Genomic DNA, 26,022 nt, shown 5'->3' on the forward strand with positions numbered 1-26,022 from the left:
TGCCCGCCCCGAGAAGAGACTTGCGTTGTAGGCGACGAGAGGCCTAGAGCGCCATTTCGCGCGCGCGGTCAATGCGTGCAAGGCAATCCTCGCGACCGACGAGCTGCATGGTCTCGCCGAGCGGCGGGCTCACCATGTTGCCGCACTCTGCGACGCGCACCGCTTGGAACACGAGGCGCTTCTTCATATCGAGCGCTTCCGGCAGGGGCTCCAGCGCGGCGTCAATCGCATCAGCGGTCCATCCGTCTTCGGGCAGCGCCGTGAGCGCCTCGCGGGCCGCATCGAGCACGGCGCCCATGCCTTCCTTGGCGAGTCCCTTTGACACCGACTTCTCATCGTAGGCAAGTGTCTCTGCGGTCGCGAACACGGGTGCCGCGACGCTCGCGGCGTCAGACGGCATCTTGGTGCGGGGGCGAACGATGGAGGCGAAGGTGGACCACCAGGCGTCATCGTGGTCGGCGCGTGCCACGGGGATGCCTGCGGCAGCGAGCTGGGGCAATGCGATGTGGTCCACGAACGTGGCATCGTCCATGCGATTGATGTACTCGGCATTCATCCAGTCGAGCTTCTTGGGGTCGAACGTCGCCGGATTCTTGGAGATGCGGTCGAGCGAGAACTGCGATGCAAGCACGTCGCGAGGAATGACCGTGGTCTCGCCGTCGAGCGACCAGCCCAGAAGCGCCAGATAGTTCACGAAGGCGTCGGACAGATAGCCGGCATCGCGGTATTCCTCGACCGAGGTCGCGCCATGCCGCTTGGAGAGCTTCTTGCCGTCAGCGCCCAAGATCATAGAGATGTGCGCGAAGACGGGAACCGGGGCGCCGAGCGCTTCGTAGACCATGACCTGGCGCGGAGTGTTGGACAGGTGGTCGTCGCCGCGGATGACGTGCGTGATGCCCATGGCGGCGTCGTCCACCACGGTGGCGAAGTTGTAGGTCGGGGTTCCGTCGGAGCGGAAGATCACGAAATCGTCGAGCTCCTTGGCATCGAAGACCACGCGTCCATGGACGGCGTCCTCGATGACGACGTCGCCGCGGTCTTCGGGGACCTTGATGCGCAGGGTATAGGGCTCTCCGGCCTCCATGCGGGCGCGGGCCTCGTCGGCGGGAATGTTGCGGCAGCGGCGCTGGTAGCCCTGGAAGGGGTCCTTGCGCTCGCGCGCTGCCTCGCGGTCGGCCTCGAGCTGCTCGGGCGTGCAGAAGCAGGGATACGCCTTGCCCTCCTCAAGCAGGCGCTCGGCGGCCTCGCGGTACAGGTCGGCGCGCTCGGTCTGGGCATAGGGGCCAAAGTCGCCGCCGACCTCGGGGCCCTCGTCCCAGTCAAGGCCCAGCCAGCGCATGGCGCGCAGGATGACCTGCGTGTTCTCAGCGGTGGACCGGGTGGGGTCGGTGTCGTCGATGCGCAGGATGAACGTGCCGCCGTTGGCACGGGCAAACGCCCAGTTATAGATGGCTGTACGGGCGCCGCCGATATGCAGCTTGCCGGTGGGCGAGGGGGCAAAGCGGACGCGGACGTTTGAGCTCATGGATGCTCCTTGGACATGGGTAATCGAATTGGACTGCTGCATTATATGGCAACCTGCAAACCGGGCGGGCTTGCGCGGTGCTTTTGCGGGTATGAATGGGAAAATACAACACATGCATTCGCCTCCGGCAGAGGGTGCCGGAATAGAGGGAGGACCTGTGCTTCCAGACTTGATGTTATCCGCCGGCGAGCCCGCCGCGTCGGCATCCGCTCCAAGTCGCGCCGCAGCAGATGCCGATGCCCGGGGCGACGCCGTCGTCGTCGCTCGGGACGCGAGCTACGCGCCGCAGGGGTACCGATCGTTCGAATTCGCGTCGCTCTCGGCATTCAGGGGAGAGGTGCTTGCCGCGGTGTCTCGCGGACAGGCATCGGGACGTGACCTTCTGCTCGCCGTGGCGGGCCTGGTGCGACCGACGGCGGGATCATTGGCGGTGGCGGGAGTAGAGCTTGCCGCTCCGGTCTCGAACCGGCGCTTCCGCCTTCGCACTTCTGAACGGCTTCAGCGCGGCACGGTCGGCTTCGGCGTCGTCACCGGGCTGCTCGATGTCGACGAGCGGCAAACGGTCGAGGAGGCGGTACGACGCGAGGCGGGGCTCCGCGGCGGTGCCGCCGACGAAGACGCCGTGCTGGACCTTCTGGCGGAGCTTGGGCTCGCCACCCATGTCGACCAGCGTCTATATCAGCTGGAGCCTGCCGCCCGCCTTCGCCTCACGCTGGCGCTTGCCTGCGCCGGCGGCGTCCAAGTCGCCGTCTGCGACCTGGATGATCCCTTTGTGGGAGGCGCGTCGGCTGACGAGGCGCGTTCAGCGATCGGCACCGTGCGCGAGTTCGCCCTGCGTCATGGCACCTGCGTCATCGTGGCGACGCACGAACCGGTGCTTGCCCTCGACGTACGTGCGGTCGCGCTCGATAGCGAGGCGGCGGAAGCGCTTGACGCCTTGAAGGCCGCTTCAGGCGAACGGCGGCCTGACATGGAGGGCGGTGATGCCCGATGAGGTGGTTCGACGAGCTTGTCTGTCGTCTGCGCCAAGGGCGCGTCGTGGCGCTGGCGTGCGCCCTGGCTATACCTGTTGCTGCGGGCCTGCTCGCCACGATGGCTCTTGGCCAGGTGTTCTCGCGGTCGGAGCTGATTCCCGTGGCGGTGGTGAACGAGGACCGGGGCGTAACCACGTCAGACGGGCGTGAGCTCTCCGCTGGCGACGATCTGGTGGACGACCTGCTGGACAGCCCGACGCTGGCGTGGAGCGTGGTCGACGAGGAGACCGCCGACGCCGGTCTTGAAAGCGGAAGCTATGCGCTTGTTTTGCGCATACCTGAGGACTATTCCGAGTGCGTCGCGAGCCTTGAGACGTCGAGCCCCGAGCAGGCGACGATCGAGATGGTCTCGAGCGGCAGCGAGAACGTCCTTGCGACAAGTGCAGGCTCGGCGGCGCTCCGTCAGGTCCAGGCACGGGTGCGAGCCGATGTCGGCGAGAACTACCTGCTCGGCGTTCTCAACGATGTGCGCGGCCAGGCGAGTCGCCTTACCTTGACCGCCGACGGATCGGTGATGCTCGATGCGGGCTATGACGCGCTTTCACAGGGCGCGGACGCCTTGGCGGAAGGCATGGGGCAGATCGCCGATGTGTCTGGACAGCTGGATTCGGGCCTGGAGCAGATCGCGCAAGGGGTCGACGCCGCCGGAACGGGCGCCGCGGCGCTCGGCGAGGGCATGTCTGCCGTCGGCGAGCAGATGGCCGAGCCGCTCGCCCAGGGGGCTGAGGCGACCGCGGCGGCGCTCGACGCCCTGTCTCAGACGACGACGCAAATGGGTTCTGGCATCCAGCAGGTTGCCGACGCGCTCCAAGGCGTGTCGACCACGCTTGATGATGTCCTGGGCTCTGCTGTTCGTCTGGCGGCTGCCGGTCCGGCGTTGTCGCAACAGGCGACAACGCTCAGCGATGCTTTGGTGGGCGCGACGTCTGCGCTCGAGGATGCTCAAGCTGCTGTCCGCGACGCTTCTGAGGGCATTTCCTCAGCCTTTGACTCCGTCGTCGCCGTGCGGGACGGCGCTGCGGCCCTGAGCTCGAGGATGGATTCTGACGACGAGCTGGCGCCCGGCGTGGTCCAGCGACTTCAGTCGCTTGATGTGCGGGAGGCCGAGCTCGATGCTCGGGTGCGCGACCTCGCGCTCGATGCCACCCTGTCCGCGGAGGAGCGCTCGGCATCCCTGGAAGCGATCGACGCCGAGCGTGCCGCTCTTTCAGAAGAGCGCGAGGCGCTTCTGGCAGACCTTTCCGACATCGCATCCGCTTCGGCGGACCTTGCCCAGACGAGCGCTTCGGCTGTCGACGGCCTTTCCGGTGCGTCCGATGCGTCGGCGTCGATCGACGGGGCCGCGCAGGCGCTCGATGAGGCGGCGGGCCCTGCCGCTGACGCCCTCGAGGGGGCGACTGAGACGGTCTCCGGCCTTGCCGGCGATGCGTCTGGCGTGGCGCGCGGCGTCCTGAGCGCCAACGTGGTGCTCGACGGCGTCGAGGTGCCCGGCGGCAATCAGGTTCCCGGCGCGATCGGTACGCTTGACACCCTGGGACAGGGTGTCGGCGCGCTGGGGACCCAGCTTTCGTCCTCCGGCGGCATCGGCGCAGGCCTCTCGGGCGTGGCTACGGGCACGCGGGCCCTCGGTGACGCGTTGTCCGGCTTTGCCGGGGCGACCGGCCAGCTTGCCACCGGCAACGCGACGCTCGCCTCCGCGCTGCGCGGGGTGGCTCAGGGTACCTCTGGCCTCGCGGGCGGCCTCGATGCCATGGCATCTGCTGCCGGACAGCTGGGCGACGGCGTTGACCAACTCAAAGAGGCATCGGGCCAGGTTGTTGATGCGGTTGAGACGGCCGGCGATTCGCTGTCGAGCATCTCGGGCGACCCTGCGACGACTTCCGAGGTCGTCGCCCGCTCCGTCTCCATCTCAAACGGTGCCTCGACGTCGGTCGATGGCATCCAGGCGGCAGCTCCGCTGGCGATCGTTGCGGCGCTTTGGCTCGGAGGCGTGCTGCTTGCGCTTTCGCTTCCGGCGTTCGACATGCGAGCCGTCGCGGCGGCCTCGGGCATCACCTCGGTGCTCTCTTGCTCGGTGGCCTATGCGCTGTTGGGCGCTGTCCAGGGGTTGCTTGGCGCCGCGGCGCTGCTTCTTCTGGGCGTCGGGCCAGAAGGCGCGTGGCAGCTTGCCGGGCTCTTGGCATTGACCGGCGTCTCTGGGGCACTCGTTTCCCAGGCGCTTCGAGCGGCGTGCGGGCGTCTTCACGTCGGCGTGTCACTTGTTGCGCTTGGCGTGCAGGCGGTTTGCGCGGGCGCGCTTCTGCCCTCTTTCTTCGCGTGCGCCCCGCTGCAGGTGCTGGGCTCGGTGCTTCCGGTACCCCTTGTGACGCAGGCGATACGAAGCCTCATGGCGGGTTCGTCGCGCGGCGTGGCGGCAGCGGTCCTCGCCCTCGTCGTCTGGTGCATCGTCGCGGTCGCTATCTCGTGCGTGGCGGCCCTGGCGCGACGGCAGGTCAGGCCGGAGCGCGTCTTTGCGGCGCGGTGAGCCCCGCGCCTGGTTGTGCGTCTTTAGAAGAGTTTCCCTCGACGCGCAACGCTTGAAGGCGCGGGGTACAATGTGCAGGCACACAAGCCCGGCGGAATGGTAACGGCCGCCGGGCGTCTTATCTATGGAGGGTTTACTATGACAGACCGCGTTCGTTCCACCGTCCCCGACAGCACCGCGGGAGGGTCCGGAACCTTCCTCTTCACGTCTGAATCGGTGACCGAGGGGCACCCCGATAAAATCGCCGACCAGATTTCCGACGCCGTCCTCGACGCCATCTTGACCAAAGAGGCCCGTCTCGAGGAGATGGGCTATGTCGATGCCGATGGAGTTCCGGCAAAGCTTGAGAACGTGCGCTGCGCATGCGAGACCATGCTCACCACCGGCATGGTGGTCATCTCCGGCGAGATTCGCACCCAGGCATACGTGGACATACAAGAGATCGCCCGCGACGTGATCTGCCGCATCGGCTACGATCGTGCGAAGTACGGATTCGACGGTACTACCTGCGGCGTCATCAACATGATTCACGGCCAGAGCCCGGATATCGCTCAGGGCGTCGACGAGAGCTTCGACGTCCAGGCGGGTGCCAGCACCGACCCCTTGGACCTCATCGGCGCAGGCGACCAGGGCATGATGTTTGGCTATGCAACCGACGAGACCGACGTGCTCATGCCCATGCCGCACTACCTGGCGAGCCGCCTTGCCGAGCGCCTCGCCGAGGTGCGCCACGACGGAACCGTCCCGTATCTTCGTCCAGACGGAAAGACCCAGGTCACCGTGCGCTATGAGAGCAACCGCCCGGCGAGCGTGGAGGCCATCGTCATCTCCACCCAGCACGCGGCCGAGATCGAGGACATGGGCATCATCAAGCGCGACATGCTCGAGCACGTCGTCGCGCCGGTGCTCGATAGCGTGGACATCCCCTGGAAGGACGCGAAGGTCTACGTGAACCCCACCGGGCGCTTCGTGGTGGGCGGCCCCATGGGGGATACCGGTCTCACGGGCCGCAAGATCATCGTCGATACCTACGGCGGCATGGGCCGTCACGGCGGCGGCGCCTTCTCGGGCAAGGACTGCACCAAGGTCGACCGCTCTGCGGCCTACGCCGCCCGCTGGGTCGCCAAGAACGTGGTGGCAGCAGGCCTTGCGCGCCGCTGCGAGGTCCAGCTGGCCTATGCCATCGGCGTCGCCCACCCGCTGTCCATCATGGTCGACACCTTTGGAACCGAGCGAGTCGCGGTCTCTGAGATCGAGCGCGCCGTGCGCGAGGTGTTCGACCTGCGTCCTGGCGCCATCATTCGCGACCTCGACCTGCGCCGCCCCATCTATCAGAAGACGGCTGCCTATGGTCATTTTGGGCGGGAGGACGCAGACTTTACCTGGGAGCGCCTCGACCGCGTGGACGAGCTTCGCGCCGCGTGCGGCCTGTAGCGCCCCGCGTGATGAGGACTTGGCGAATTGGCGATGACGATACCCGACCAGCTTACGCTCTTCGGTGCTGGCGCCGAGGGCGCCACCAGGCGTTCGAGCGATAGGCCTGCTCCTACGGCGCAGGCCGCTTCGGCTGCATGCTACGTCTCCGTCGTCGTCGACATTCCGGCGAGAGCCCTTTCGGAACCCTTCACCTATGCGGTTTCCCAAGACCTTGTCGACGGGGTGAAGGTGGGGGCGACGGTGCTCGTGTCGTTTGCCCGACGCATGGCGGCGGGCTACGTGATTGCCTGCGCCGGAACCCCCGATGGCCTTGCCGGGGCGGAGTCGCTTGACCCTTCCAGCATCAAACCGGTGCGCGCCGTGCTGGCAGAGCCCGCCTTTTCCGAACAATCGGTTGCGATCGCTCGATGGCTTTCGCAAACCTATGTGGCGCCGCTCTCAGAGTGCCTCCGCCTCTTTTTGCCCCCCGGCCATACGCCCAGGGTCCGTCGGCTCGAGGATGGCACCTACGAAGTCGAGCGTGCCTCGGTCCAGGAGGTGCACCAGCGGGTGGTCGCCCTTACCGAGGAGGGCCGCGCGTTCGTTCCGCCTGAGCGCGCCGTCCGCCAGCGGCAGCTGGTCGAGGCGCTAGCGTGCGGGCCGGTGACCACAAGCGAGCTCAACGCCTTGTATGGCGGCATGTCCGCTACGGTCAAGGCGCTTGAGCGGCGCGGCGTGGTGACGGTGGAGGAGCGACGCGCCTGGCGCGGCTGCGATGCGTCCACGACGCTCTCTTCGGCGAGCGGGGCCGCCCCCGCGCAGCTGACGGCCGGGCAGCGACGGGCGTTGTCCGCCATCGAGCATGCCCGCGGTTTGGGGCGAGGGGACGTGGTGGTGGTCGACGGCGTGACCGGTTCGGGTAAAACCGAGGTCTATCTAGCCGCCATCGAACGCGTGCTTGCCGAAGGCAAGTCGGCCTGCGTCCTCGTGCCCGAGATCTCGCTTACCGCCCAGACGGTGGGTCGTTTTCGTTCGCGCTTCGGCGATGCGGTCGCCATCTTCCATTCGCGGCTCTCTGCGGGCGAGCGCCTCGATCAATGGGATATGGTGCACGCAGGCGTCGCCCGCGTGGTGGTCGGCGCACGGTCGGCACTGTTCTGCCCCTTCCGCGACCTCGGCCTCATCGTTATCGACGAGGAGCATGAGCATACCTACAAGCAGGGCCAGAGCCCTCGCTACCATGCGCGTGAGCTAGCCGCCTACATGGCGTCCCTGTACGGGTGCCCGCTGGTCTTGGGTTCGGCGACCCCCAGCTTTGAGTCGCTTGCGCGCTGTGCGGCGGGGTCTTTTGGCGGCGTCTCGTGGACGCGCGTGGAGATGCCCGAGCGTCCCGCGGGGGCGACGCTCCCTCGTATCGTCATCGCCGACCTTCGTCGCGAGTTCGCCCGTGGAAGCCGCTCCATGTTTTCGAAACCTCTCCTTGACGGCCTCATGCGCGTGGTGGAGCGCCGCGAAAAGGCGGTCCTTCTGCACAACCGCCGAGGGTTCGCCCCCTTCCTCATGTGTCGCGAATGTGGCTGCGTGCCCACCTGCGACCATTGTTCCACGGCGCTCACCTATCACGAGCGCACGCATACGCTCGAGTGCCACACCTGCGGCGCGGTCCATCCGGTAAGGCCCTATCCCGCGCCCGGCTCGGCCTGCCCGCGCTGTGGAAGCCGCTACCTTGCCAAGATGGGTATGGGCACCCAGCAAATCGAAGACGCCCTGCGCTCGTTGCTGCCGCCGGATGTCGCGGTGATTCGCATGGACGCCGACTCTACCAAGGCGAAGGGGTCTCATCAAAGGCTGCTCGAAGAGTTCGATGCGGCGGAGTGCGCGGTGCTTCTCGGCACACAGATGATTGCAAAGGGCCTCGACTTTCCAGAGGTCACGCTTGTCGGCGTGGTCATGGCGGACTACGCCTTGAAGATGCCCGATTTTCGAGCTTCCGAGCGGGCCTTTGCCTTGCTTGAGCAGGTTTCAGGTCGTGCGGGACGCGGAGAGCGGGCGGGCGAGGTGGTTATCCAGACCTACTTGCCCGACGATCCCGTCATCAGGGCCGTGGCGGCACACGACCGCTCCCTGTTTGTGCCGGCTGACCTTGTGCAGCGCGCCGAGCTTGGCTATCCGCCCTACGTCCGCCTGGTGAACGTCGTGTGCCGGGGCAAGGATCGAAACGTGACGGAGCGCTATGTCGAGGCGCTGGCAGAAAAAATCCGCGCCATCGCGTCTCAGGAGCATCGCGTCGCGCCTGCTGGCGCCTCGGGTCTCTCGGCAGCTCTTGCAGCCGATTCTACCGAGCGGCCTCAGGTCCTCGGGCCCACGACCTGCGTGATCGAGCGCGCAAAGGACCGCTTCCGCTTCCATGTCATGGTCAAATGCCCTGTGGGCTATGACATCTCACGGGTGCTTTCCCGCGCGTTGTCCGAGGTCGGCGCACGCCGCGACGTCTCCGTGAGCGTGGACGTGGACGCCTACGACCTCATGTAGGCCCCTTCGTGCCATGCCGCGCTTCTCTGCTGCGCCGTCCGGCGTTGTGCTCGCTCGGTGAGCTTGGGCCGTTATGTGCTCTTCCGTGAAGATTTCCCGTGGTGCGGGTAAGATAGAGCACGGCTGTACCTGTATTCACGGAAGGAACCATCACATGGAGATGAACGGCATCGTTTTGTCGCCCGATCCCAGGCTGCGACAGGAGTGCGAGCCCATCAAGGAGATCACCCCGAAGATCGAAGAGCTCGTCGAGCGCATGAAGGATCAGATGTTTGAGAATAGCGGCTGCGGCCTTGCCGCGCCGCAGGTGGGCGAGCTCATCCAGCTGGTGATCGTCGACGTCGACTACTCTTCGCGTGAGGACTATGACCCCTACGTGCTCATCAACCCGGTCATTGTCGAGCAGTCTGAAACCAAGCGTCCGTCTAGCGAGGGCTGCCTATCCATTCCGGGCATCAACTGCGAGATCAGCCGTCCGGATCACGTTGTGGTGGAGGCGTACGACCTCGATGCGAACCTGATGCGCTACGAGGCCTCGGGTGACCTCATGTGCGTGTGCCTGCAGCACGAGATCGACCACCTGCATGGCATCACCATGTTTGAGCGTCTGGACCCCAAGCAGCGCGTCCATGCCATGCGCGAGTATCAAGACGCCCTTGCCCGCGGCGCGAAGCCGGGCGATACCGAGTAGCCTTTCTTCTATCTGTTCGCACTCGTCAGAAAGGGGTTGCGCATGCGTGTCGTATTCATGGGAACGCCGGCGTTTTCGGTGCCTTCGCTTCAACATCTCGCTTGCGAGCACGAGGTGGTGCTGGTGCTCACCCGACCCGATGCCGTGCGTGCTCGCGGCAAGCGCCTCGAGCCGTCACCGGTTAAGGTTGCCGCGCAGGAGCTCGGCATCCCCGTGGTCGAAGCCAAGCGCATGACCCCCGAGGTCCTCGATGCCCTCGCTGCGGCCCGGGCCGATGTCTTCTGCGTCGCCGCCTATGGCTGCATCCTGCCAGACGAGGTGCTCACCATGGCGCCTTTGGGATGCGTGAACGTGCATGCGTCGCTGTTGCCGCGTTGGCGCGGGGCGGCCCCCATCCAGCGCTGCATTCTTGCCGGCGATGAGCGCACCGGCGTATCCATCATGAGGATCGGACATGGGGTGGATACGGGCGCCTTCTGCGCCCAGGCGTCATGCAGCGTCGCCGGCAAGACGGCGGACGAGCTCACCGCTGAGCTTGCCGAGCTCGGCGGAGACCTCTTGTGCCAGGTGCTTCCAACGCTTGCCGACGGGACGGTCGTGTGGACCGAGCAGGATGAATCGCTCGTGACCCACGCAGCAAAGATTGAAAAGGCCGAGCTCCGCCTCGAGCCCGGCCTCTCGGCGATCGAGAACGTGCGCCGCGTTCTCGCCTCATCGGATGCCGCGCCGGCGCGCTGCGTCATCGCCGGCAAGCCGGTGCGCATCATGAGGGCCGCCCTTGGCGACGTCTCGCTTGTGGCAGGCGAGCTGCGGATCGAGGGCAAGCGCGTCTATGTCGGATGCGCCGACGGGGTCATCGAGATTCTCTCGATGAAGCCTGATGGCAAGCGGGAGATGGGCGCCGCCGCCTGGGCCGTGGGCCAACGTGAGGCAGGGGGCCGTTGGGAGAGGCTCTCGTGAGCAAGCTCTCGCCGGCGCGTTCCGCCGCCCTTGCCGCCCTGCTCGAAGCGGATCGGTCCGGGGCCTTTGTCCGCGACCTCATGGACGAGCTGTCCTGCGCGCGCTCTCTCGACCAGCGCGATGCCGCGTTCGCGCTTCGGCTCGCGCTTGGCGTGAGCGCCACAAAGGGCTGTCTTGACGAGGCGCTCGACGCCTATGTCGCCAAGCCTGGCAAGGTGCAGCGATCGATTCGCATGGCGCTGCGCATCGCAGCCTTCGAGATCATCTATCTTGGGTCCGAGCCGCGCGTCGCGGTGAGCCAGGGCGCAGAGCTCGTGCGCAGCCGTGCGAAGAGCGCCGTCGGCTTTGCAAACGCCGTTCTGCGTCGCGTGGCCGAGGGGCGCGAGGCGTTTCTTGCCGCCTCCGACATCGTCTCAGATGAGCGTGCCGTCGTCTCGATGGCGCGCCGTGCCGGCGTGCCTGCATGGCTGGCACGCGAGATGCTCGCCTCGATGGGCGACGCCCACGCGCAGGCTGCCCTCGATGCCCAGCTTGAGCCGGCGCCCCTCGCAATCCAACTCAATCCGCGCATATCCTCGATTGGGGGAGTCGAGCTTTACGATACGCCCCTGGTCGGCGCGTTTAGGGTTTTAGACCGCGCCGGCTTGGTTGGCTCGGGAGCCCTGAGGCGGGATGATGCCGCCTCTTCCGACCTGAATGCCCAGATCATCGCCACGGCTGCCATCCGTCCCGGTTCCACGCTTGAGATCGGTGCGGGACGCGGCACCAAGACCTTTGTCATGGGATGTGGACGCAGCCGTATGGGTCTTGCCGCGCAGCATGTGGCGTGCGACCTGTCTGCCCATAAGTGCGACCTCAACAGAAGCCGGCTCATTGGGGCAGGGCTTGACCGGGGCATCTCGTTTGCAGCGGGTGACTGCAGGGACTTGGACGGGGTGCTTTCACAGCTCGATAGCGGGGCGGGGGAGCGGCTTCTGTTCGATACGGTGTTTCTCGATGCTCCCTGTTCGGGGACGGGCACGATGCGTCGCCATCCTGAGATTCCCTGGCGCCTGCAGCTCGATGACGTGGTCAGCTCGTTGCCCAAATTGCAGCTCGAGCTTCTCGCCGAGGCGTCATCGCGCGTCGCGCCTTCTGGCGAGCTTATCTACGCGACGTGCTCGACTCTCGAAGCCGAGAACGATCGCGTTGTCGAGCGGTTTCTCGAGATGCCGCAAGCTCGTGGCTTCCAGCTTGCTCCGGTCAGTGAATCGTATGCGTATACGCTGTCTGATTTTGAGCAGGCGAGCGCGTATGTGCGCGATCATGAGACCGAAACGGGTTGCTTTACGACCTATCCGGCCCATGATGCCTTCGACGGCCACTTCTGTGCCCGTTTCATCCGCATCGCGTAGCGCTGGGCATGATTGGCGCGATGTGCTGCATTCGATGCTTCGTGCATCGAGGCGATAGATCGTTGTTTCTTGATCGTTCTCTACAAGACAAAGGCGCCCGCGGTTGCGATGCAACGCGGACGCCTTCATCTTGTTGATTGAACTTTCGGCTTAGTTTGCCTTATGCGGGCAGTTATCGCAGCTGTGGGATTCGGACGGGCTGCTTGAGCTGTCGCTCGTGCCAGAGGTGGCAGCAGTGCTCGAACCTCCTCCACGCTGGTCGGTGTTGTAGAAGCCGCTGCCTTCGAATTTGATGCCGCTTGCGCTAAAGACCTTCGTGGCGGGCTGGCCACATTTTGGGCAGCTGATCTCGGGGTGCTCGGTCATGCCGTGCTCGACTTCAAACACCGTGTTGCACGCGGTGCATCGATAATCATATCGTGCCATGGTCGGTTGTTCCTTTCCTCGCTTCAAACAAAGGTACTCTACCCCAATTCGGTGCTGCGAGTCCGTCATGCGAGCTTTTCGCTTCCGTTCTCGCGCATGGGGCAGAGCCGCTACTTTGCGACGCGTCCCGTATCTTCAAGCAGCACGCGCATGTCTTCGATGGCAGAAGAGACATCGTCCTCGTCCGCCTGCCAAGACCAGTTGCCGTCGGCTACGCCCGGCACGTTCATGCGAGCCGTATCGTCTAGCCCCAAGATGTCCTGAAGCGGGACCATGACCAGCTCGGCATCGCTCGCCATGGCGTTTCGCAGGAGCTTCTGGCCAAGGCTGCGAGCATACTCGGCATTGTCGGTGAACGAACGTGCGCAGAAGCCCACGAGCGTCGACGTGTCATGCGTGGAGGTATAGAAGATCTTGCCCGGATGCGGGTGCAGGCCGTCCAGCACGTTGTAGTCAGAGAATTCCAGAACGTCCATGCCGGGGAATCCACATGTGGCGACAAGCGACCGAACGCCAGGAGTGAGCACGCCAAGGTCTTCCGCGATAAAGGGGAGCTGTCCGAGCTTTTCGTAAGCGCGGTCGAAGAGCTCCTTGCCCGGTCCGGGAAGCCAGCGGCCTTCAGAGCCCGGAGCGCCTGCGGGGATGCAGAAGTAGTTGTGGAAGCCCAGGAAATGGTCGAGACGCACGCGGTCATACAGGTCGCAGGCGCGGCCCAGGCGGGCAAGCCACCAACGGTAGCCGTCCTCGCGCATGACGTCCCAGCGGAAGGTGGGGTTGCCCCAGATCTGGCCGTCGGGCGCGAATCCATCGGGCGGAGCGCCGGCGATGCCGGAGGGGCGGCCGTCCTCGTCGAGGCAGAACATCTCAGGGTTGGTCCAGACGTCGGCGGAGTCATCAGAGACATACATGGGAATGTCGCCGATGATCTGGATGCCGCGACGATGGGCATGGGCCACCATGCGGCGCCATTCGACATCGAAGCGATACTGGAAATATGCCTGCGCCTCGGCCTCGGGACGATACTTGGGGCTCATGAGAATGCGCTCGTCGTAGCGTGAGAGGGCGGATGGCCACTCGTGGCGCGCCTCGCCCTTGCGAGCCGCCTTGACCGACATGAAGGCGCAGTAGGGCTTGAGCCAGAACGACTCCTTCTCGACGAATGCGCGATAGGCGGCGTCAGACTTCTCGCCGCCCTTGGCCTTCCAGGCGCGGAATTCGGCGCGAAGCTCCTTCTCGCTTTCGGGGAGCAGGTCGATGTTGCCCGCGAATGCAGAGGGGCCCGCATAGGGAGAGTTGAAGAGGTCGGTGGGGTTTACCGGCAGGACCTGCCAGTAACGCATCCCCATCGCTGCCAAATGATCGATGAAGCGACGGGCGGGGACGCCCAGGGTGCCTGTGCGGCCCTTGTCGGAGGGAAGCGAGGTGATGTGGCACACCACGCCCGCGCCGCGCTCGAGCGGCTTCTGGAGGCGTTGCTCGTCATGGAAGAGGACGACCGCAGATCCGAAGGGCCACAGCGTGACGCCTACGGTGTCGTCCTCTGCAATGGGGAGCTCGGCTCCGGACACAATGTCGGTCGCCGCCTCGCCGCGTGCCGCGATGCGCACGGTATGGGAGGTGTCCCTGCTGCGGTTGATGATAACCGTGGCGCTGGTGCCGTCGGCGGCTGTTCGCGTGTAGCTCAGCACGTCATCATCGAGCGCCTTTGCCGAGATGTCGCCATCCACCATGAAGGGGAGCGCGCGACGTACGGCCGAGGCGTTTTTCACGATGGTGAGCATGTCGCGGTCTTTGATGTCTTCCTCGAGTGGCAGGGTGCGACGGTTACCGGGATCGGAGAGGCCCTCGAGGCAATACTCATCGCCATAGTAGATCGAGGGAACGCCCGGGAACGTCATCTGCATGAGGGTGGCGAGCCAGAATCGTGCCTTGGCAAGGCCCATGGCCTCGGGTGAGAGGCGCCAGCGGCCGCGCTCCTCCTCGGGAAGCTGGCTCTCATCGGGGCCGCCACCCAAGACGGAGGCGATGCGCGGCCGGTCGTGGCTGCCGAGAAGGTTCAAGCAGCATGCGAGCGCCTCGGGCGGATAGTTCTCGTGGAGCGACTCGATGACTTCCGCCGCGTCCTCGGCCGACATGTGACCCATGAGGAAGCCGATCACCATGTCGCGGAACGGATAGTTCATGGCCGAGTCGAGCTCTTCTCCCAGCAGATAGTGACGGAGGTGGCCATAGCTCTCTTTGTTGGAGGCGTCCTCCCAGACCTCACCCAAAAGAAGGCCGTCGGGGCGCTCCTCGAGAAGCGTGGTCTTGATATCGCGGATGAGCGATTCCGTGAGCTCGTCGGCAACGTCGAGGCGCCAGCCAGCCGCGCCTGCGCGCGTCCAATGGCGAATGACGCCATCTTCGCCCAGCAGGAGCTCGCGAACGATAGGGGAGTCGCCGTTGAGGTCGGGCATGTTGCCGATGCCCCACCAGCAACTATAGGTGCCGTCCTCATTGAAGCAGTAGGCATCTCGCCATGGGGAGTCCTCACCTGCCCAGGCGCCTTTGCCGGGGTAGTTTTCAAAGCGGTTGAAGTAGATGGAGTCATCGCCGGTGTGGTTGAAGACGCCGTCCAAGATGATCGAGATGCCGTGCTCCTTGGCCTTTGCGCACAGCTCTCGGAAGTCCTCTTCGGTGCCGAGCATCGGATCGATCTTCATGTAGTCGGCGGTGTCATAGCGATGGTTGCTCGCTGCCTCGAAGATGGGGTTCAAATAGATGACGGTGATGCCGAGCTCTTCCAGTCGATCAAGATCCGAGGCGATGCCTTTGAGCGAGCCTCCGTAGAAGTCCCATGTGGTAATGGAGTTGTTCGGATTACGTTGATAGACGGGAGGCTCGTTCCAGTCTTCAACAACGTGGCGCCGGTAGCCGTTGTGAGGCTCTGCGGCCACCTTCTCGCATCGCTCGCGCCAGTTGGGGTCGCGGCGGTAGCGGTCCGGGAAGATTTGATAGACCATGCCGTTTTCATACCAGCTGGGGCGGACGGTGCGCGGCTCGTAGACGGTGAGCTGGAAGGAGGGGACGTTCTCGTAGTCGTAGGTCACGCCCTCGCCGCCGGTGCGGCCTTGTGGTGCGCCGCAGCGAAGCTCGCGCTCTTCGCCGTCCTTCTCGCAGCGCGCGATGAAGCTGTACCAGACGATGGCGGCATGGCGGCACGGCACGACGATCGAGAACGTTTCGGGGCCGATTCGCTGCATGCGGTGGCGGCGCTCGCCTTCTCCGTCAACCCAGGTGCGAAGAAAGAGGCTGATCTCGCCCTCGTCGGGAGCAGCCTCGACTCGGACGTTCAGCGTGACGTCGGTGCCGACCTTTGCAGCTCCAAAGGGAGAGCGATATTCTGGCAGCCGACTGTTGTGAATCAATCTCATAGGATAGTTCCCTCTACTACTGGCGCGGCGCACGTGGCATCTACGTCGCGCGAAGCAAAACTTCTCTAGTATATGGAAACTGTAGTCTGCCTGCTAGCAAAGACTTGAAAATATACCCATGTGATGCTCTTTTACAACGTGGGTTTGTTGATCGGCTGGTCGCATTTTGGTATTTGACCAGGTGTTTTGGCAGGTGCGCGCCGCATGCAGACAGGTTATGGCGTGAATCCATGTATCTTGCTTGGAAATGGGTGACGGGGCATCGTGCGATGATGCACGATGCCCCGTCTGTTCTTCTCGATGCCTTCGAGCTATCAGAGAAGGAGCGACGTATGCGCTAGGAAGAACGACGGCGGGTCGTGGTCTTGCGGGCAGCAGAGACCTTCGTCGCCTTGGTTGTGGTCTTTGCCGTGCTGGCCTTGGCCGCCGGCTTGGTCTCCTTGGCCTCCTCGACGGGCGCCTCGGCTGCGGGCTTGGCAGGCTCGGTCTCACTCTTGACCGGAGCTGTCTTAGCGGCGGCCGCCTTCGTGGCGGCAGCCTTGGTAGCGGTGGCCTTGGTAGCGGTGGCCTTGGTAGCAGCGGCCTTGGTCGTCTTGGCCGTTGAAGCCTTAGGCGCCTCAGTCTCCTCGACGGGCTTCTCGGCAGCCGCCTTTGCCGATGCGGCCTTGGTGGCGGTCGTCTTGGCAGCCGCGGTCTTCTTCGCGGTCGTCTTGGTGGCAGCGGTCTTCGCCGTCGCTGTCTTGGTCGCGGCAGACTTGGTCGTCTTGGCGGCCGTGCTCTTGGTGGCAGTCTTTGTTGCCGTGCTCTTGGTAGCGGCCTTGGTCGCGGCGGTCTTTGCGGTCGTCGCCTTGGTTGCCGCCTTGGTCGTCTTCTTTGCAGCCGGCTTGGCAGCGGGCTTCTCCTCCTCGGCCTTTACCTCCTTGGCCGGAGCTTCCTCAGCGACAGGCTCCGCCTTGGGCTCAGAGGACTCGGCAACGCTCTCCTCTTCAACCGGTTCAGGGACCGCAGCGGTTGCAGGCTCCTCTTCAGCGGGCTTTTCGACAACGGGCTCGACGGGGGCAGCCTCGGGTTCAGGAGCGGCCTCGGGTTCGGGCTCGGGAGCAACCTCAGGTTCCGGCTCCGGGGCGGGCTCGCTTACCGGAGCCGGGGTCGGTTCAGGCTCCGGCTCGGGCATCACCTCTACATCAGGATGAAGGCTGCGATACAGGTCGATGTAGGCATCGGCCGAGCGCTTCCAGGTGAAGTCCTGGGTCATGGCGTGCTTGACGAGCTCGTTCCAAGAGTCGCGGTCGTCCCAGAACAGACGCGCCGCACGGAAGACGGCGTCGCCCATCTCGTCACCGTTGAAGTGGGCGAACGAGAAGCCCGTGCCCTCGCCGGTGAACTGGTTGTAGGGGATGACGGTGTCCTTGAGGCCGCCGGTCTCGCGGACGATGGGCAGGGTGCCGTAGCGCATGGCGATGATCTGAGACAGGCCGCAGGGCTCGAAGAGGGACGGCATGAGGAACATGTCGGCGCCGGAGTACATGCGGCGGGACAGCGCGGAGTCGAAGGTGAGGCGCACCGCCATGGAGCCAGGGTACTTGTTGGCGAAGTAGTTCATGGAGTCCTCGTAGTCGCCAGTGCCCAGAATGGCCACCTGCACGCCGCCGGAGAGAATCCTGTCGAGGGCATAGGTCACGAGGTCCATGCCCTTCTGACGGGTGAGGCGCGTTACCATGACCATGAGCGGGCGGTCGGAGCGAACCTCGAGGCCGAGCTCCTGCTGAAGGGCCGCCTTGCAGGCCGCCTTGCCCTCCATGTTGTCAACGGAGTAGTTCTCGGTGAGCTGATAGTCGGTCGAGGGGTCCCACTCGACGGTGTCGATGCCGTTCAGGATGCCCGAGAGGATGTTGTTGCGGCGTCGCAGCACGCCGTCGAGGTGCTCTCCGTATTCGGGCGTCTGGATCTCGCCCGCATAGGTGGGGGAGACGGTGGTGATGGCATCGGTGTAGTTCAGGGCTCCGAGCATATAGTTGATCGAGCTCGAGTCGCAGCGCAGCTGGCGGGCGGCGTTGGGGATGTGCGCCAGGCCCAGCACGTCGTTCAGGATGGTGTCGGAGAACTGGCCCTGGAACGCGATGTTGTGAATCGAGAAGACGGTCTTCACGCGCTCATAGAGGGGCAGGCCCTGATAGAACTCGCGCAGGAACACCGGCGACAGCGCGGTGTGCCAGTCGTTGCAGTGCAGGATGTCGCACTGGAAGCCATCGGGGAGGTGCTGGAGGCTCTCGGTGACCGCCTTGGAGAAGAACGCGAAGCGCTCGCCGTCATCGAAAAAGCCATAGGGATAGCTCCGGGCGAAATAGTGCTCGTTGTCGAGGAAGAGATAGGTGATGCCGTCGAGGTCGAGGCGCTCGAGCCCGCAGTACTCGTTGCGCCAGCCCAGGCTGACGTAGAACTCGCCAACATGCTGCATCTGCTGGGTGTAGTAGTCGGGAATCGTGGAGTATTTCGGCACCATGACGATAACGTCGGCGCCGGCCTTTTTGAGCGCCTTGGGGAGCGATCCCGCGACGTCTCCCAGGCCACCGGTCTTTACAAAGGGCGCCGCCTCGGCGGAGGCGAATACCACTTGCATCTTTTTAGCCATTGAGGCCTCCATATACAATCCGATGTTAGAATCGCCGCCCAGCGCGTGCCAGGCGGCGATTCTTATGATAGTCCCTATCGAACATCTTGGGTGGGTCAAACCCAGTCGAGGTGCCAGTTAGAAACCTACTTCAGGGCAGCCTTGCCCACAACCAGGATGTCGTCGGGAGTGCCGCTCAGCTCGGTGTTGGCAGCCACCACGTTGTCCTTGTCGAGGATCGCGTTCTCGACGTGAGCACCGCTCTTGATGGTGCAGGACTGCATGATGATGCTGTTCACCACGTTGGCGCCGGCCTCGACCGTCACGCCGCGCGCGAGGATGGAGTTGCGCACGGTACCCTTGATCTCGCAGCCTGCGGAGATGCGGGAGTTGCACGCGACGGAACCGGAGAAGTACTTCGCCGGCGGCGCGTCATGGGCCTTGGTGAGAATCGGGCGCTCCTTCATGAACAGCTTGTTCGAGGTCGTCGGGTCGAGCAGCTCCATGCTGCGACGGAAGTAGGTGTCCTCGTTGAAGAAGCCCATGGCCAGGCCCTTGAACTCGTAGCTGCACACGTCGATGCGCTCGAAGTCGGGCGCGATGGCCTCAAAGAGGTCGAGGTAGTCGGCGCTGGCATACTGGTCGATGATCTGGAGCAGCAGCGGACGGTTGATGACGACGCAATCGAGGAACTTGTTGTCGCCGTAGCTGCAGCCCTGGCGGAAGCCCTTCACGCGGCCCGCCTCGCCGATCTCGAGCGACATGGCGTCGTCCTGATGACGTTCGGCGCGCACGTAGACCATCGTGATGCCGACGCCGCTGGCCTCATGGGCTTCGATCACGGCGTTGAGGTCCATGTTGAAGATGATGTTCGAACCCATCAGCACGACATAGGGCTTGTCGGAGCGCTGGAAGAGCGTCTTGTTGGAGATGATGTCACGGAGCAGGAAGCGCATGCCCTGCTTGGTGGCGCCGTAGGGGTTGCCGGGAAGCGGGAACAGGCCGCCCTTCTTGCGGTCGAGGCCCCAGTCCTTGCCATGGCCGACGTGGTCGACGATGGAGCGATAGTTGCCCGGCATCACGAGGCCCACGGTCTTCACGCCGGCGTTGGCGAGGTTGGACAGCGGGAAGTCGATGAGACGGTAGCGGCCCATGAACGGGATGGACGCGAGCGGACGGCTGTCGAGCAGGACGCTGTGCTCCCTGCTGGTGTAGTTAGCGGTGATATAGCCGATGGCCTTGCGGTTGATCATCGGTTCATTCCCCCTTCCCGATGACGACGTCGTTTCCAACGACGGCGGTGTCCTTCGTGGTGTCGACCGAGCCGAGCTTCACGCCCTCCTCGACGACGGCGTTCTCACCGATGATGGCGCGGCAGATGTGAGCGCCGGCCTTGATGACGGCACCAGGCAGCAGGACGGAGTCCTCGACGATGGCGCGCTCGCCGATCACGCAGTCGGTGGAGATGACGGAGTGGCGGGCGGTGCCCAGGATCTCGCAGCCGTTGGAGACCAGGCAGTCATCGACCTTGCCGTCCGGGCCGATATAGTGAGGCGGACGGGTGGTGTCGTTGCTCATGATGGGCGTCTTGTAGTCATACAGGTCGAAGTAGGGATTCGGTCCCAGGAGATCCATGCTGGTCTCGTGGTAGCTGGCGATGGTGCCTACGTCCTTCCAGAAGCCCTCGAATTTGTGGACGAACAGGCGCTTGCCGTCAGCCAAAGCCTTGGGGATGATGTCGCCGCCGAAGTCATGGCTGGAGCGCTGGTCGAGCGCGTCCTCCTCGAGGGCATTGATGAGGAAGTCGGCGGTGAAGATGTAGATGCCCATGGAAGCGAGGTTCGAATCAGGCTTCTCGGGCTTCTCGGTGAACTTGGTGATCTTGCCTTCGTCGTCGGTGGTGAGGATGCCGAAGCGGCTTGCGTCCTCCCACGGCACGGGCATGACGGCGACGGTCAGATCGGCATTGTTGCTGATATGGGTGTGAAGCATTTCGCGATAGTCCATGCGATACAGGGCGTCGCCGGACAGGATGAGCACGTACTCGGGGTCGTGCGACTTGATGTAGTCGAGGTTCTGCGTCACCGCGTCGGCGGTTCCGGCGTACCAGGCGCCGCCATCCTGGGTGGCATAGGGGGGAAGGATGGAAACGCCACCGCCGCGCTCGTCAAGATCCCACGCAGAGCCGGAGCCCAGGTAGGCATGCAGGCGATAGGGACGGTACTGGGTCAGCACGCCCACGGTGTCGATGCCTGAATTCGAGCAGTTCGACAACGTGAAGTCGATGATCCTGTACTTGCCTCCGAATGAGACGGCTGGTTTGGCAATCTTAGATGTGAGCGCCCCCAACCTACTGCCCTGTCCTCCTGCGAGGAGCATGGCGATGCATTCTTTTTTGCTCATCGATGTTCTCCTTCAAAACCCGTTCCGATAGTTTGACCTTGCTATCGAAGGCGCGCCGCAAAGCGCCTTACGGCGCGCCTGGATGCCAAATGGGGCGGAGTCCACGAGAGGAGGCGCGCGCTATGCGTGCCAGATCTCGTCGCGATACTCTCGAATGGTGCGGTCGCTCGAGAAATGACCCGAGTTGGCCGTGTTGTGGAGCGCCATACGGTTCCACGCGAGGGTGTCGCCATAAGCCTCCGTGAGCTCCTCCCACGCCTGGACATAGGAGTGGAAGTCCTTGAGCACGAGGTCATGGTCGTTGTTGTCCATGAGCTCGCGACGGATGGAGTCGAACGTGCCCGAGAGGCGCGAGAACGTGCTGTCGGTCAGCTCGTCCACGCAGCGGCCGAGACGGTCGCGGTCTGCGTTGTACTCATCCCAGGAGAAGTAGTGACCGCTCTTCTGCAGCGCCACGACCTCGGGCTCGGTGAGGCCGAAGATCTTGACGTTCTCGCGACCTGCGAGGTCGGCGATCTCGATGTTCGCGCCGTCGAGGGTTCCGAGCGTGATCGCGCCGTTCATCATGAGCTTCATGTTCGAGGTGCCCGAGGCCTCCTGGCCGGCAGTGGAGATCTGCTCGGAGATCTCGGCGGCGGAGTAGATGAGCTGGGCGTTCGAGACTCGGAAGTTGGGGATGAACACGACCTTGATGCGGTCGTTCACGCGCTCGTCGGAGTTCACGACGTCGGCGACCGAGTTGATGAGGCGGATGACCTCCTTGGCGAAGTAATAGCTCTGGGCTGCCTTGCCGGAGAAGATGAAAGTCGTCGGGCGAACCGTGAAGTCGGGGTCGTCGAGCAGGCGGTTATAGATGTCCATGACCTTGAAGATGTTCAGAAGCTGGCGCTTGTACGCGTGGAAGCGCTTGACCTGAACGTCGAAGACCGAGCTGGGGTCGACCACGATGCCGGTCGTCTCCTTGATGTAGCGGGCGAGGCGCTCTTTGTTCTCTCGCTTCGAGGCCGCCATGGCGAGCAGGAAGTCCTCGTCATCGACGTAGTCCTCGAGCTTCTTGAGCTCCATGGCGTCATCGAGCCAGCCGGTACCGATCTTCGAGGTGATGAGCTTCGAATAGGAGGGGTTGGCCTCGGCGAGGAAGCGACGGTGGGTGACGCCGTTGGTCTTGTTGTTGAACTTCTCGGGCGTGAGCTCGTAGAACTCCTTGAAGACCTGCTCCTTCAGGATCTTGGTATGGAGCTCGGCGACGCCGTTGACGGAGTGGCTGCATACGATGGAGAGGTTCGCCATGCGTACCTCTCCATCCCAGAGGATGGCGGTCTTCTGGAACATCTCGCGCCACTCGGGATTGTCCGACGGGAAGCTCTCGCGGAAACGGCGGGCGATCTCGTCGATGATCTGGTAGAGGCGCGGAAGCAGCGGCTTGAACGTGGTGATGGGCCACTTCTCGAGCGCTTCGGGGAGAACGGTGTGGTTGGTGAAAGACACGGTCTTGGTGACGATGTCCCAGGCCTCGTCCCACTCCAGGCCCTCCTCGTCCATGAGGACGCGCATGAGCTCGGGGCCGCACATGGCCGGATGGGTATCGTTGGTGTGAATGGCCACATACTCCGGAAGGAGCTTCCAATCGGAGCCATGCTCCTTGCGGAAGGTGCGCAGAATGGAGTTGATGCCGGCGGCAACAAACAGGTACTCCTGCTTGAGACGCAAGATTTTACCATGCTCACCGGCGTCGGCGGGGTAGAGGATCGTGGAGATGGCCTCCGCCTCGGCGCGGCCGGCGTTGGCCTGCGCGTAGTCGCCGCGGTTGAAGGCGTCCAGGTCGAAGAGGTCCTCGTTGGGCTCTGCCTTCCAGACGCGCAGCTTGTTTACCAGCTTGCCGCCATAGGCGACCACGGGGATGTCGTAGGGGACAGCAAGGATCTTCTGCCCGCCGTCGATGCGCCACATGGTGCGGCCGTCCTTCTCGTAGGACACGCTCGTGCCACCAAAGACAACCTCGACGGCGCTCTCGGGACGACGGGACTCCCAGGGGTAGTCGTGCTTGAGCCAGTTGTCCGCAAGCTCGACCTGGCGGCCGTCGACGATCTCCTGCTTGAACAGGCCGTACTCATAGCGCATGCCGTTGCCGTAGAAGGCGATGCCCTCGTGCGCGGCAGATGCGAGGAAGCAGGCGGCGAGGCGGCCCAGGCCGCCGTTGCCGAGCGCTGCGTCGGGCTCGCGGATCTCGAGCTCCTCGAGGGTGGTTCCCATCTCCTTGAGGGCGTCGGACACCATGTCGCGGATGCCGAAGTTCAGCAGGTAGTTGTCGAGCAGGCGGCCGATAAGGAACTCGAGGGAGAAGTAGTACACGCGCTTCTGGCCGGTATTCTCGATCTCAAGCTCGTTTTCGCTCGCAATGCGACGGGCGCGAGTGGCAATGAGCTCGGCGAGGGCATAGAAGCGGTCGTGCGAGCCGCAGAGCTCGAACTCCTTGCCGGTGTTGGCGCGGACCATCGCACGGTACTGCGTGATGAAGTCCTGCTTGTCTTTGAAGATCTGATTCATGGCTTCCTTTCCACCGGGGTGTTCCCGGGACGTCTACAGATTCAGCCACCCCGTATTATATGGCTGTCGCGATGCTCACTTGGATGTCGATGTCTTTTTTGTCGTTGATGAGGTTTTTCGGGTCGAAGTCTTTGTGGATGTGCTTGCCGCCTTCTTCGCGGTGGACGTCGACCGTTTGGTCGTCTTCGTGGCAGGTGCGGCCTCGGTGGCAGCAGGCGCGTCGGCGGCTGCTGCCTTCGTCGTTGCCGCCTTTGTCGCCGTGGATTTCGCGGTCTTCGTGGCGCTCGTCTTCGCGGCTGCGGACCTCGTGGTCTTTTTCGCCGTCGTCTTGGAAGCGCCGTCGGTCGCCTTTGCGGCGGTCTTGGTGCTCTTCTTGGCGGCGGTGCGCTTCGTCGTGCGCTTGGTGGTGCGCTTGGGCTTCGGAGGCACATAGGAGCTCGGACCCACGCGCTTCAACACCACGCCGGCAAGCCCGGGCACGCTGATCGTGACGGATTCGTCGCAGCCGTTCCAAGGATAGGGCTCGCTCGGGAACACCTTGCCCTCGAGGTTGTCGATCTCGTATCCGCTTCCGCCGAACTCAGGGTTGTCAGAATCGAAGATGACCTTCCAATCGCCCTCGCGCGGGACGCCCATGCGGAAGGTCTCGTAGGACGCCGGATCGAAGTTGATGAGCACGACGAGGTCGTCATCGGGGTCCTCGCCATGGCGCACGAACGAGATGATCGACTGCTGAGAGTTGTTCGCGTCGATCCAGGTGAAGCCGTCCTCGGTGTAGCCGCGCTGCCAGAAGGCGGGCTCGGACAGGTAGAGCTTGTTGAGCGCCTTGACGAACTGCTGGTGATGGCGATGCGTCTCATATTCATCGACCAGGAACCACTGGATGGACTCGTAGTAGCGCCACTCGATGAACTGGGCGATCTCGTTGCCCATAAAGGAGAGCTGCGCGCCCGGATGGGTGATCTGATAGAACACGAGCGTGCGCAGGCCTGCGAACTGGCGCCACCAGTCTCCCGGCATGCGGCCCATGAGCGAGCACTTGCCGTTCACGACCTCGTCATGGCTGAGCGGCAGCACGAAGTTCTCGTTGAAGGCGTACATGATCGAGAAGGTGAGCAGGCGGTGCGCGCCGGGACGCCACGGGAAGTCGGTCTGCATGTAGTGCAGGGTGTCGTTCATCCAGCCCATATCCCACTTGTAGTGGAATCCCAGGCCACCCTCCTCGGGCGGATAGGTCACGAGCGGCCACGCGGTAGACTCTTCGGCGATCATCATGACGTCGGGGAACTCGCGACCGACGGCAGCGTTGACCTGGCGGATGAATGCCGAGGCGTCGAGGTCTTCCTCGGTGCCGTACTTGTTGAACTTCTTCTGGCCGGGGTCATCCACGCCGAAGTTGAGGTAGAGCATGCTCGAGACGCCGTCCATACGGATGCCGTCCGCATGGAACATCTCGATCCAGAACAGCGCGTTCGAGACGAGGAAGCTGCGGACCTCCCCGCGCCCGAAATCGAATTTGTGGGTGCCCCAGTTGGGGTGAATCTCGCGCTCGAAGAGCATGTGCCCGTTGAAGGTCGCGAGGCCCTCCTCGTTGGCGCAGAAACCGCCCGGAACCCAGTCGAGGATGACGCCGATGCCAGCCTGGTGGCAGGCGTCGACGAAGTGCATGAGCTGCTTGGGCTCGCCATACCGCGAGGTCGCGGCGTAGTAGCCGGTGGGCTGGTAGCCCCACGAGCCGTCAAAGGGGTGCTCCATGACGGGCAGGACCTCGATGTGCGAGTAGCCCATCTCCTTGACGTAGTCTACAAGCTCGACAGAGAGGTCGTCGTAGGTATAGACCTCGCCGCGCTGCGCGGGGAAGGGGTCGCCGGGACCCGGATAGTTGCCATTCTCGTCGGGCTCGCCCTGCGGCTCGTCGCCGTGGCGCTTCCATGAGCCGAGATGCACCTCATAGATGTTCAGAGGTTCCTTCATGTGGTCGTGCGTGCGACGGTGCTCGAGCCACGCGCCGTCGCCCCACGCGTAGCCCGTGATGTCCATGAGGCGCGATGCGGTTCCGGGGGCCTGCTCGGCGTAGAACGCATACGGGTCCGCCTTGTACAGCAGGTCGCCCGAGTCGGTCTCGAGCACGAACTTGTAGAGGTCTCCCTGGGCAAGTCCGGCGACGAATCCCTGCCACATGCCGCTCTTCGCGATGGGATAGAGCTCGTTGGCTTCAGGGTCCCACTCGTTGAAGTCGCCGACAACATGAACACTCTTGACATCGGGTGCCCAGATGCAGAAGTGCCAGCCCTCGACGCCGTCCTGGACGTCGGGGTGCGCGCCCATCTTTTCCCAGCTACGCTGCCATGTACCGTTGGCGAACATGTAGATGTCGTCATCGGTCATGATGAGGACGGGCTTCTCTGCGGCGTCGGCTGCCTTGCTGGCAGCGGTTTTCGCCGACGGGGCGGGTGCTGGAGCGTTCTTCTTCATATGACTCATCCAATCGATCAGGCGGCGCTGCCGCTGTCCGATAGATACCTTGTCTGGGGCGTGGCGTGGTT

15 protein-coding genes are annotated in these 26,022 nt (G+C 64.0%); 7 read left to right on the forward strand and 8 right to left on the reverse strand.

What is annotated here, in order from left to right; all coding sequences use genetic code 11:
- Positions 1-43 precede the first annotated feature (43 nt).
- Complete coding sequence (gltX, locus tag H6A15_RS00395; protein ID WP_204671172.1) at positions 44-1,525, reverse strand: glutamate--tRNA ligase; 1,482 nt, start codon at positions 1,523-1,525, stop codon at positions 44-46.
- Positions 1,526-1,694: 169 nt separating this feature from the next.
- On the opposite strand from gltX, the gene H6A15_RS00400 reads away from it, so the two are divergent.
- The 7 genes from H6A15_RS00400 to H6A15_RS00430 all read left to right on the forward strand — a co-directional run bounded on the left by H6A15_RS00400 (position 1,695) and on the right by H6A15_RS00430 (position 12,076).
- Positions 1,695-2,519: a hypothetical protein gene (locus H6A15_RS00400; RefSeq protein ID WP_204671174.1), complete on the forward strand. Its 825-nt coding sequence runs from the start codon at positions 1,695-1,697 to the stop codon at positions 2,517-2,519.
- Entirely contained in the window at positions 2,516-5,083 is a 2,568-nt protein-coding gene (locus H6A15_RS00405) for a YhgE/Pip family protein (RefSeq protein ID WP_204671176.1), read from the forward strand. Before H6A15_RS00400 ends, H6A15_RS00405 begins: the two co-directional genes overlap by 4 nt.
- A gap of 138 nt (positions 5,084-5,221) precedes the next feature.
- Positions 5,222-6,517: a methionine adenosyltransferase gene (metK, locus tag H6A15_RS00410; protein ID WP_204671178.1), complete on the forward strand. Its 1,296-nt coding sequence runs from the start codon at positions 5,222-5,224 to the stop codon at positions 6,515-6,517.
- A 33-nt stretch (positions 6,518-6,550) separates the two neighbouring features.
- A complete protein-coding gene (gene priA, locus H6A15_RS00415; RefSeq protein ID WP_204671180.1) occupies positions 6,551-9,031 on the forward strand; it encodes a replication restart helicase PriA in 2,481 nt (826 codons plus the stop codon).
- Between the two features lie 154 nt (positions 9,032-9,185).
- Complete coding sequence (def, locus tag H6A15_RS00420) at positions 9,186-9,722, forward strand: peptide deformylase (RefSeq protein ID WP_204671182.1); 537 nt, start codon at positions 9,186-9,188, stop codon at positions 9,720-9,722.
- Between the two features lie 42 nt (positions 9,723-9,764).
- Positions 9,765-10,682: a methionyl-tRNA formyltransferase gene (gene fmt / locus H6A15_RS00425; RefSeq protein ID WP_204671184.1), complete on the forward strand. Its 918-nt coding sequence runs from the start codon at positions 9,765-9,767 to the stop codon at positions 10,680-10,682.
- Positions 10,679-12,076, forward strand: a complete 1,398-nt coding sequence (locus tag H6A15_RS00430) for an RsmB/NOP family class I SAM-dependent RNA methyltransferase (RefSeq protein WP_342635772.1) — start codon at positions 10,679-10,681, stop codon at positions 12,074-12,076. The genes fmt and H6A15_RS00430 overlap by 4 nt, the downstream gene beginning before the upstream one ends.
- Positions 12,077-12,226: 150 nt before the next feature.
- Here H6A15_RS00430 and H6A15_RS00435 read toward each other — a convergent pair whose 3' ends face one another.
- The 7 genes from H6A15_RS00435 to glgB form a co-directional block, all read right to left on the reverse strand.
- On the reverse strand, positions 12,227-12,502 hold the full coding sequence (locus tag H6A15_RS00435; RefSeq protein WP_204671186.1) for an FmdB family zinc ribbon protein: 276 nt from the start codon (positions 12,500-12,502) through the stop codon (positions 12,227-12,229).
- Positions 12,503-12,612: 110 nt separating this feature from the next.
- The gene (locus tag H6A15_RS00440) at positions 12,613-15,915 is read right to left on the reverse strand and encodes a 4-alpha-glucanotransferase (RefSeq protein WP_204671194.1); all 3,303 of its coding nucleotides are present in this window, start codon (positions 15,913-15,915) and stop codon (positions 12,613-12,615) included.
- Between the two features lie 337 nt (positions 15,916-16,252).
- Positions 16,253-18,547 carry a glycogen synthase GlgA gene (gene glgA, locus H6A15_RS00445; protein WP_239462225.1) on the reverse strand — a complete coding sequence of 765 codons (2,295 nt, stop codon included), beginning with the start codon at positions 18,545-18,547 and terminating at the stop codon, positions 16,253-16,255.
- 125 nt (positions 18,548-18,672) lie between these two features.
- Entirely contained in the window at positions 18,673-19,779 is a 1,107-nt protein-coding gene (gene glgD, locus H6A15_RS00450) for a glucose-1-phosphate adenylyltransferase subunit GlgD (protein ID WP_204671202.1), read from the reverse strand.
- 4 nt (positions 19,780-19,783) lie between these two features.
- Positions 19,784-20,929 (reverse strand): glucose-1-phosphate adenylyltransferase, encoded by a 1,146-nt coding sequence (locus H6A15_RS00455; RefSeq protein ID WP_204671204.1) that lies wholly within the window; start codon positions 20,927-20,929, stop codon positions 19,784-19,786.
- Between the two features lie 120 nt (positions 20,930-21,049).
- Positions 21,050-23,476: a glycogen/starch/alpha-glucan phosphorylase gene (locus H6A15_RS00460; RefSeq protein ID WP_204671206.1), complete on the reverse strand. Its 2,427-nt coding sequence runs from the start codon at positions 23,474-23,476 to the stop codon at positions 21,050-21,052.
- 75 nt (positions 23,477-23,551) lie between these two features.
- A complete protein-coding gene (gene glgB / locus H6A15_RS00465; RefSeq protein WP_239462248.1) occupies positions 23,552-25,864 on the reverse strand; it encodes a 1,4-alpha-glucan branching protein GlgB in 2,313 nt (770 codons plus the stop codon).
- Positions 25,865-26,022: the final 158 nt, after the last annotated feature.

Source organism: Enorma phocaeensis (genome assembly GCF_016901575.1).
GTDB classification, from domain to species: domain Bacteria; phylum Actinomycetota; class Coriobacteriia; order Coriobacteriales; family Coriobacteriaceae; genus Limicola; species Limicola phocaeensis_A.

Excerpts from the sequence above, each read along its gene's own strand:
- gltX (WP_204671172.1), bottom strand. The coding sequence starts at position 1,525 with ATGAGCTCAAACGTCCGCGTCCGCTTTGCCCCCTCGCCCACCGGCAAG.
- H6A15_RS00405 (WP_204671176.1), top strand. The coding sequence starts at position 2,516 with ATGAGGTGGTTCGACGAGCTTGTCTGTCGTCTGCGCCAAGGGCGCGTC.
- metK (WP_204671178.1), top strand. The coding sequence starts at position 5,222 with ATGACAGACCGCGTTCGTTCCACCGTCCCCGACAGCACCGCGGGAGGG.
- priA (WP_204671180.1), top strand. The coding sequence starts at position 6,551 with ATGACGATACCCGACCAGCTTACGCTCTTCGGTGCTGGCGCCGAGGGC.
- def (WP_204671182.1), top strand. The coding sequence starts at position 9,186 with ATGGAGATGAACGGCATCGTTTTGTCGCCCGATCCCAGGCTGCGACAG.
- fmt (WP_204671184.1), top strand. The coding sequence starts at position 9,765 with ATGCGTGTCGTATTCATGGGAACGCCGGCGTTTTCGGTGCCTTCGCTT.
- H6A15_RS00435 (WP_204671186.1), bottom strand. The coding sequence starts at position 12,502 with ATGGCACGATATGATTATCGATGCACCGCGTGCAACACGGTGTTTGAA.
- H6A15_RS00440 (WP_204671194.1), bottom strand. The coding sequence starts at position 15,915 with ATGAGATTGATTCACAACAGTCGGCTGCCAGAATATCGCTCTCCCTTT.
- glgA (WP_239462225.1), bottom strand. The coding sequence starts at position 18,547 with ATGGCTAAAAAGATGCAAGTGGTATTCGCCTCCGCCGAGGCGGCGCCC.
- glgD (WP_204671202.1), bottom strand. The coding sequence starts at position 19,779 with ATGATCAACCGCAAGGCCATCGGCTATATCACCGCTAACTACACCAGC.
- H6A15_RS00455 (WP_204671204.1), bottom strand. The coding sequence starts at position 20,929 with ATGAGCAAAAAAGAATGCATCGCCATGCTCCTCGCAGGAGGACAGGGC.
- H6A15_RS00460 (WP_204671206.1), bottom strand. The coding sequence starts at position 23,476 with ATGAATCAGATCTTCAAAGACAAGCAGGACTTCATCACGCAGTACCGT.
- glgB (WP_239462248.1), bottom strand. The coding sequence starts at position 25,864 with ATGACCGATGACGACATCTACATGTTCGCCAACGGTACATGGCAGCGT.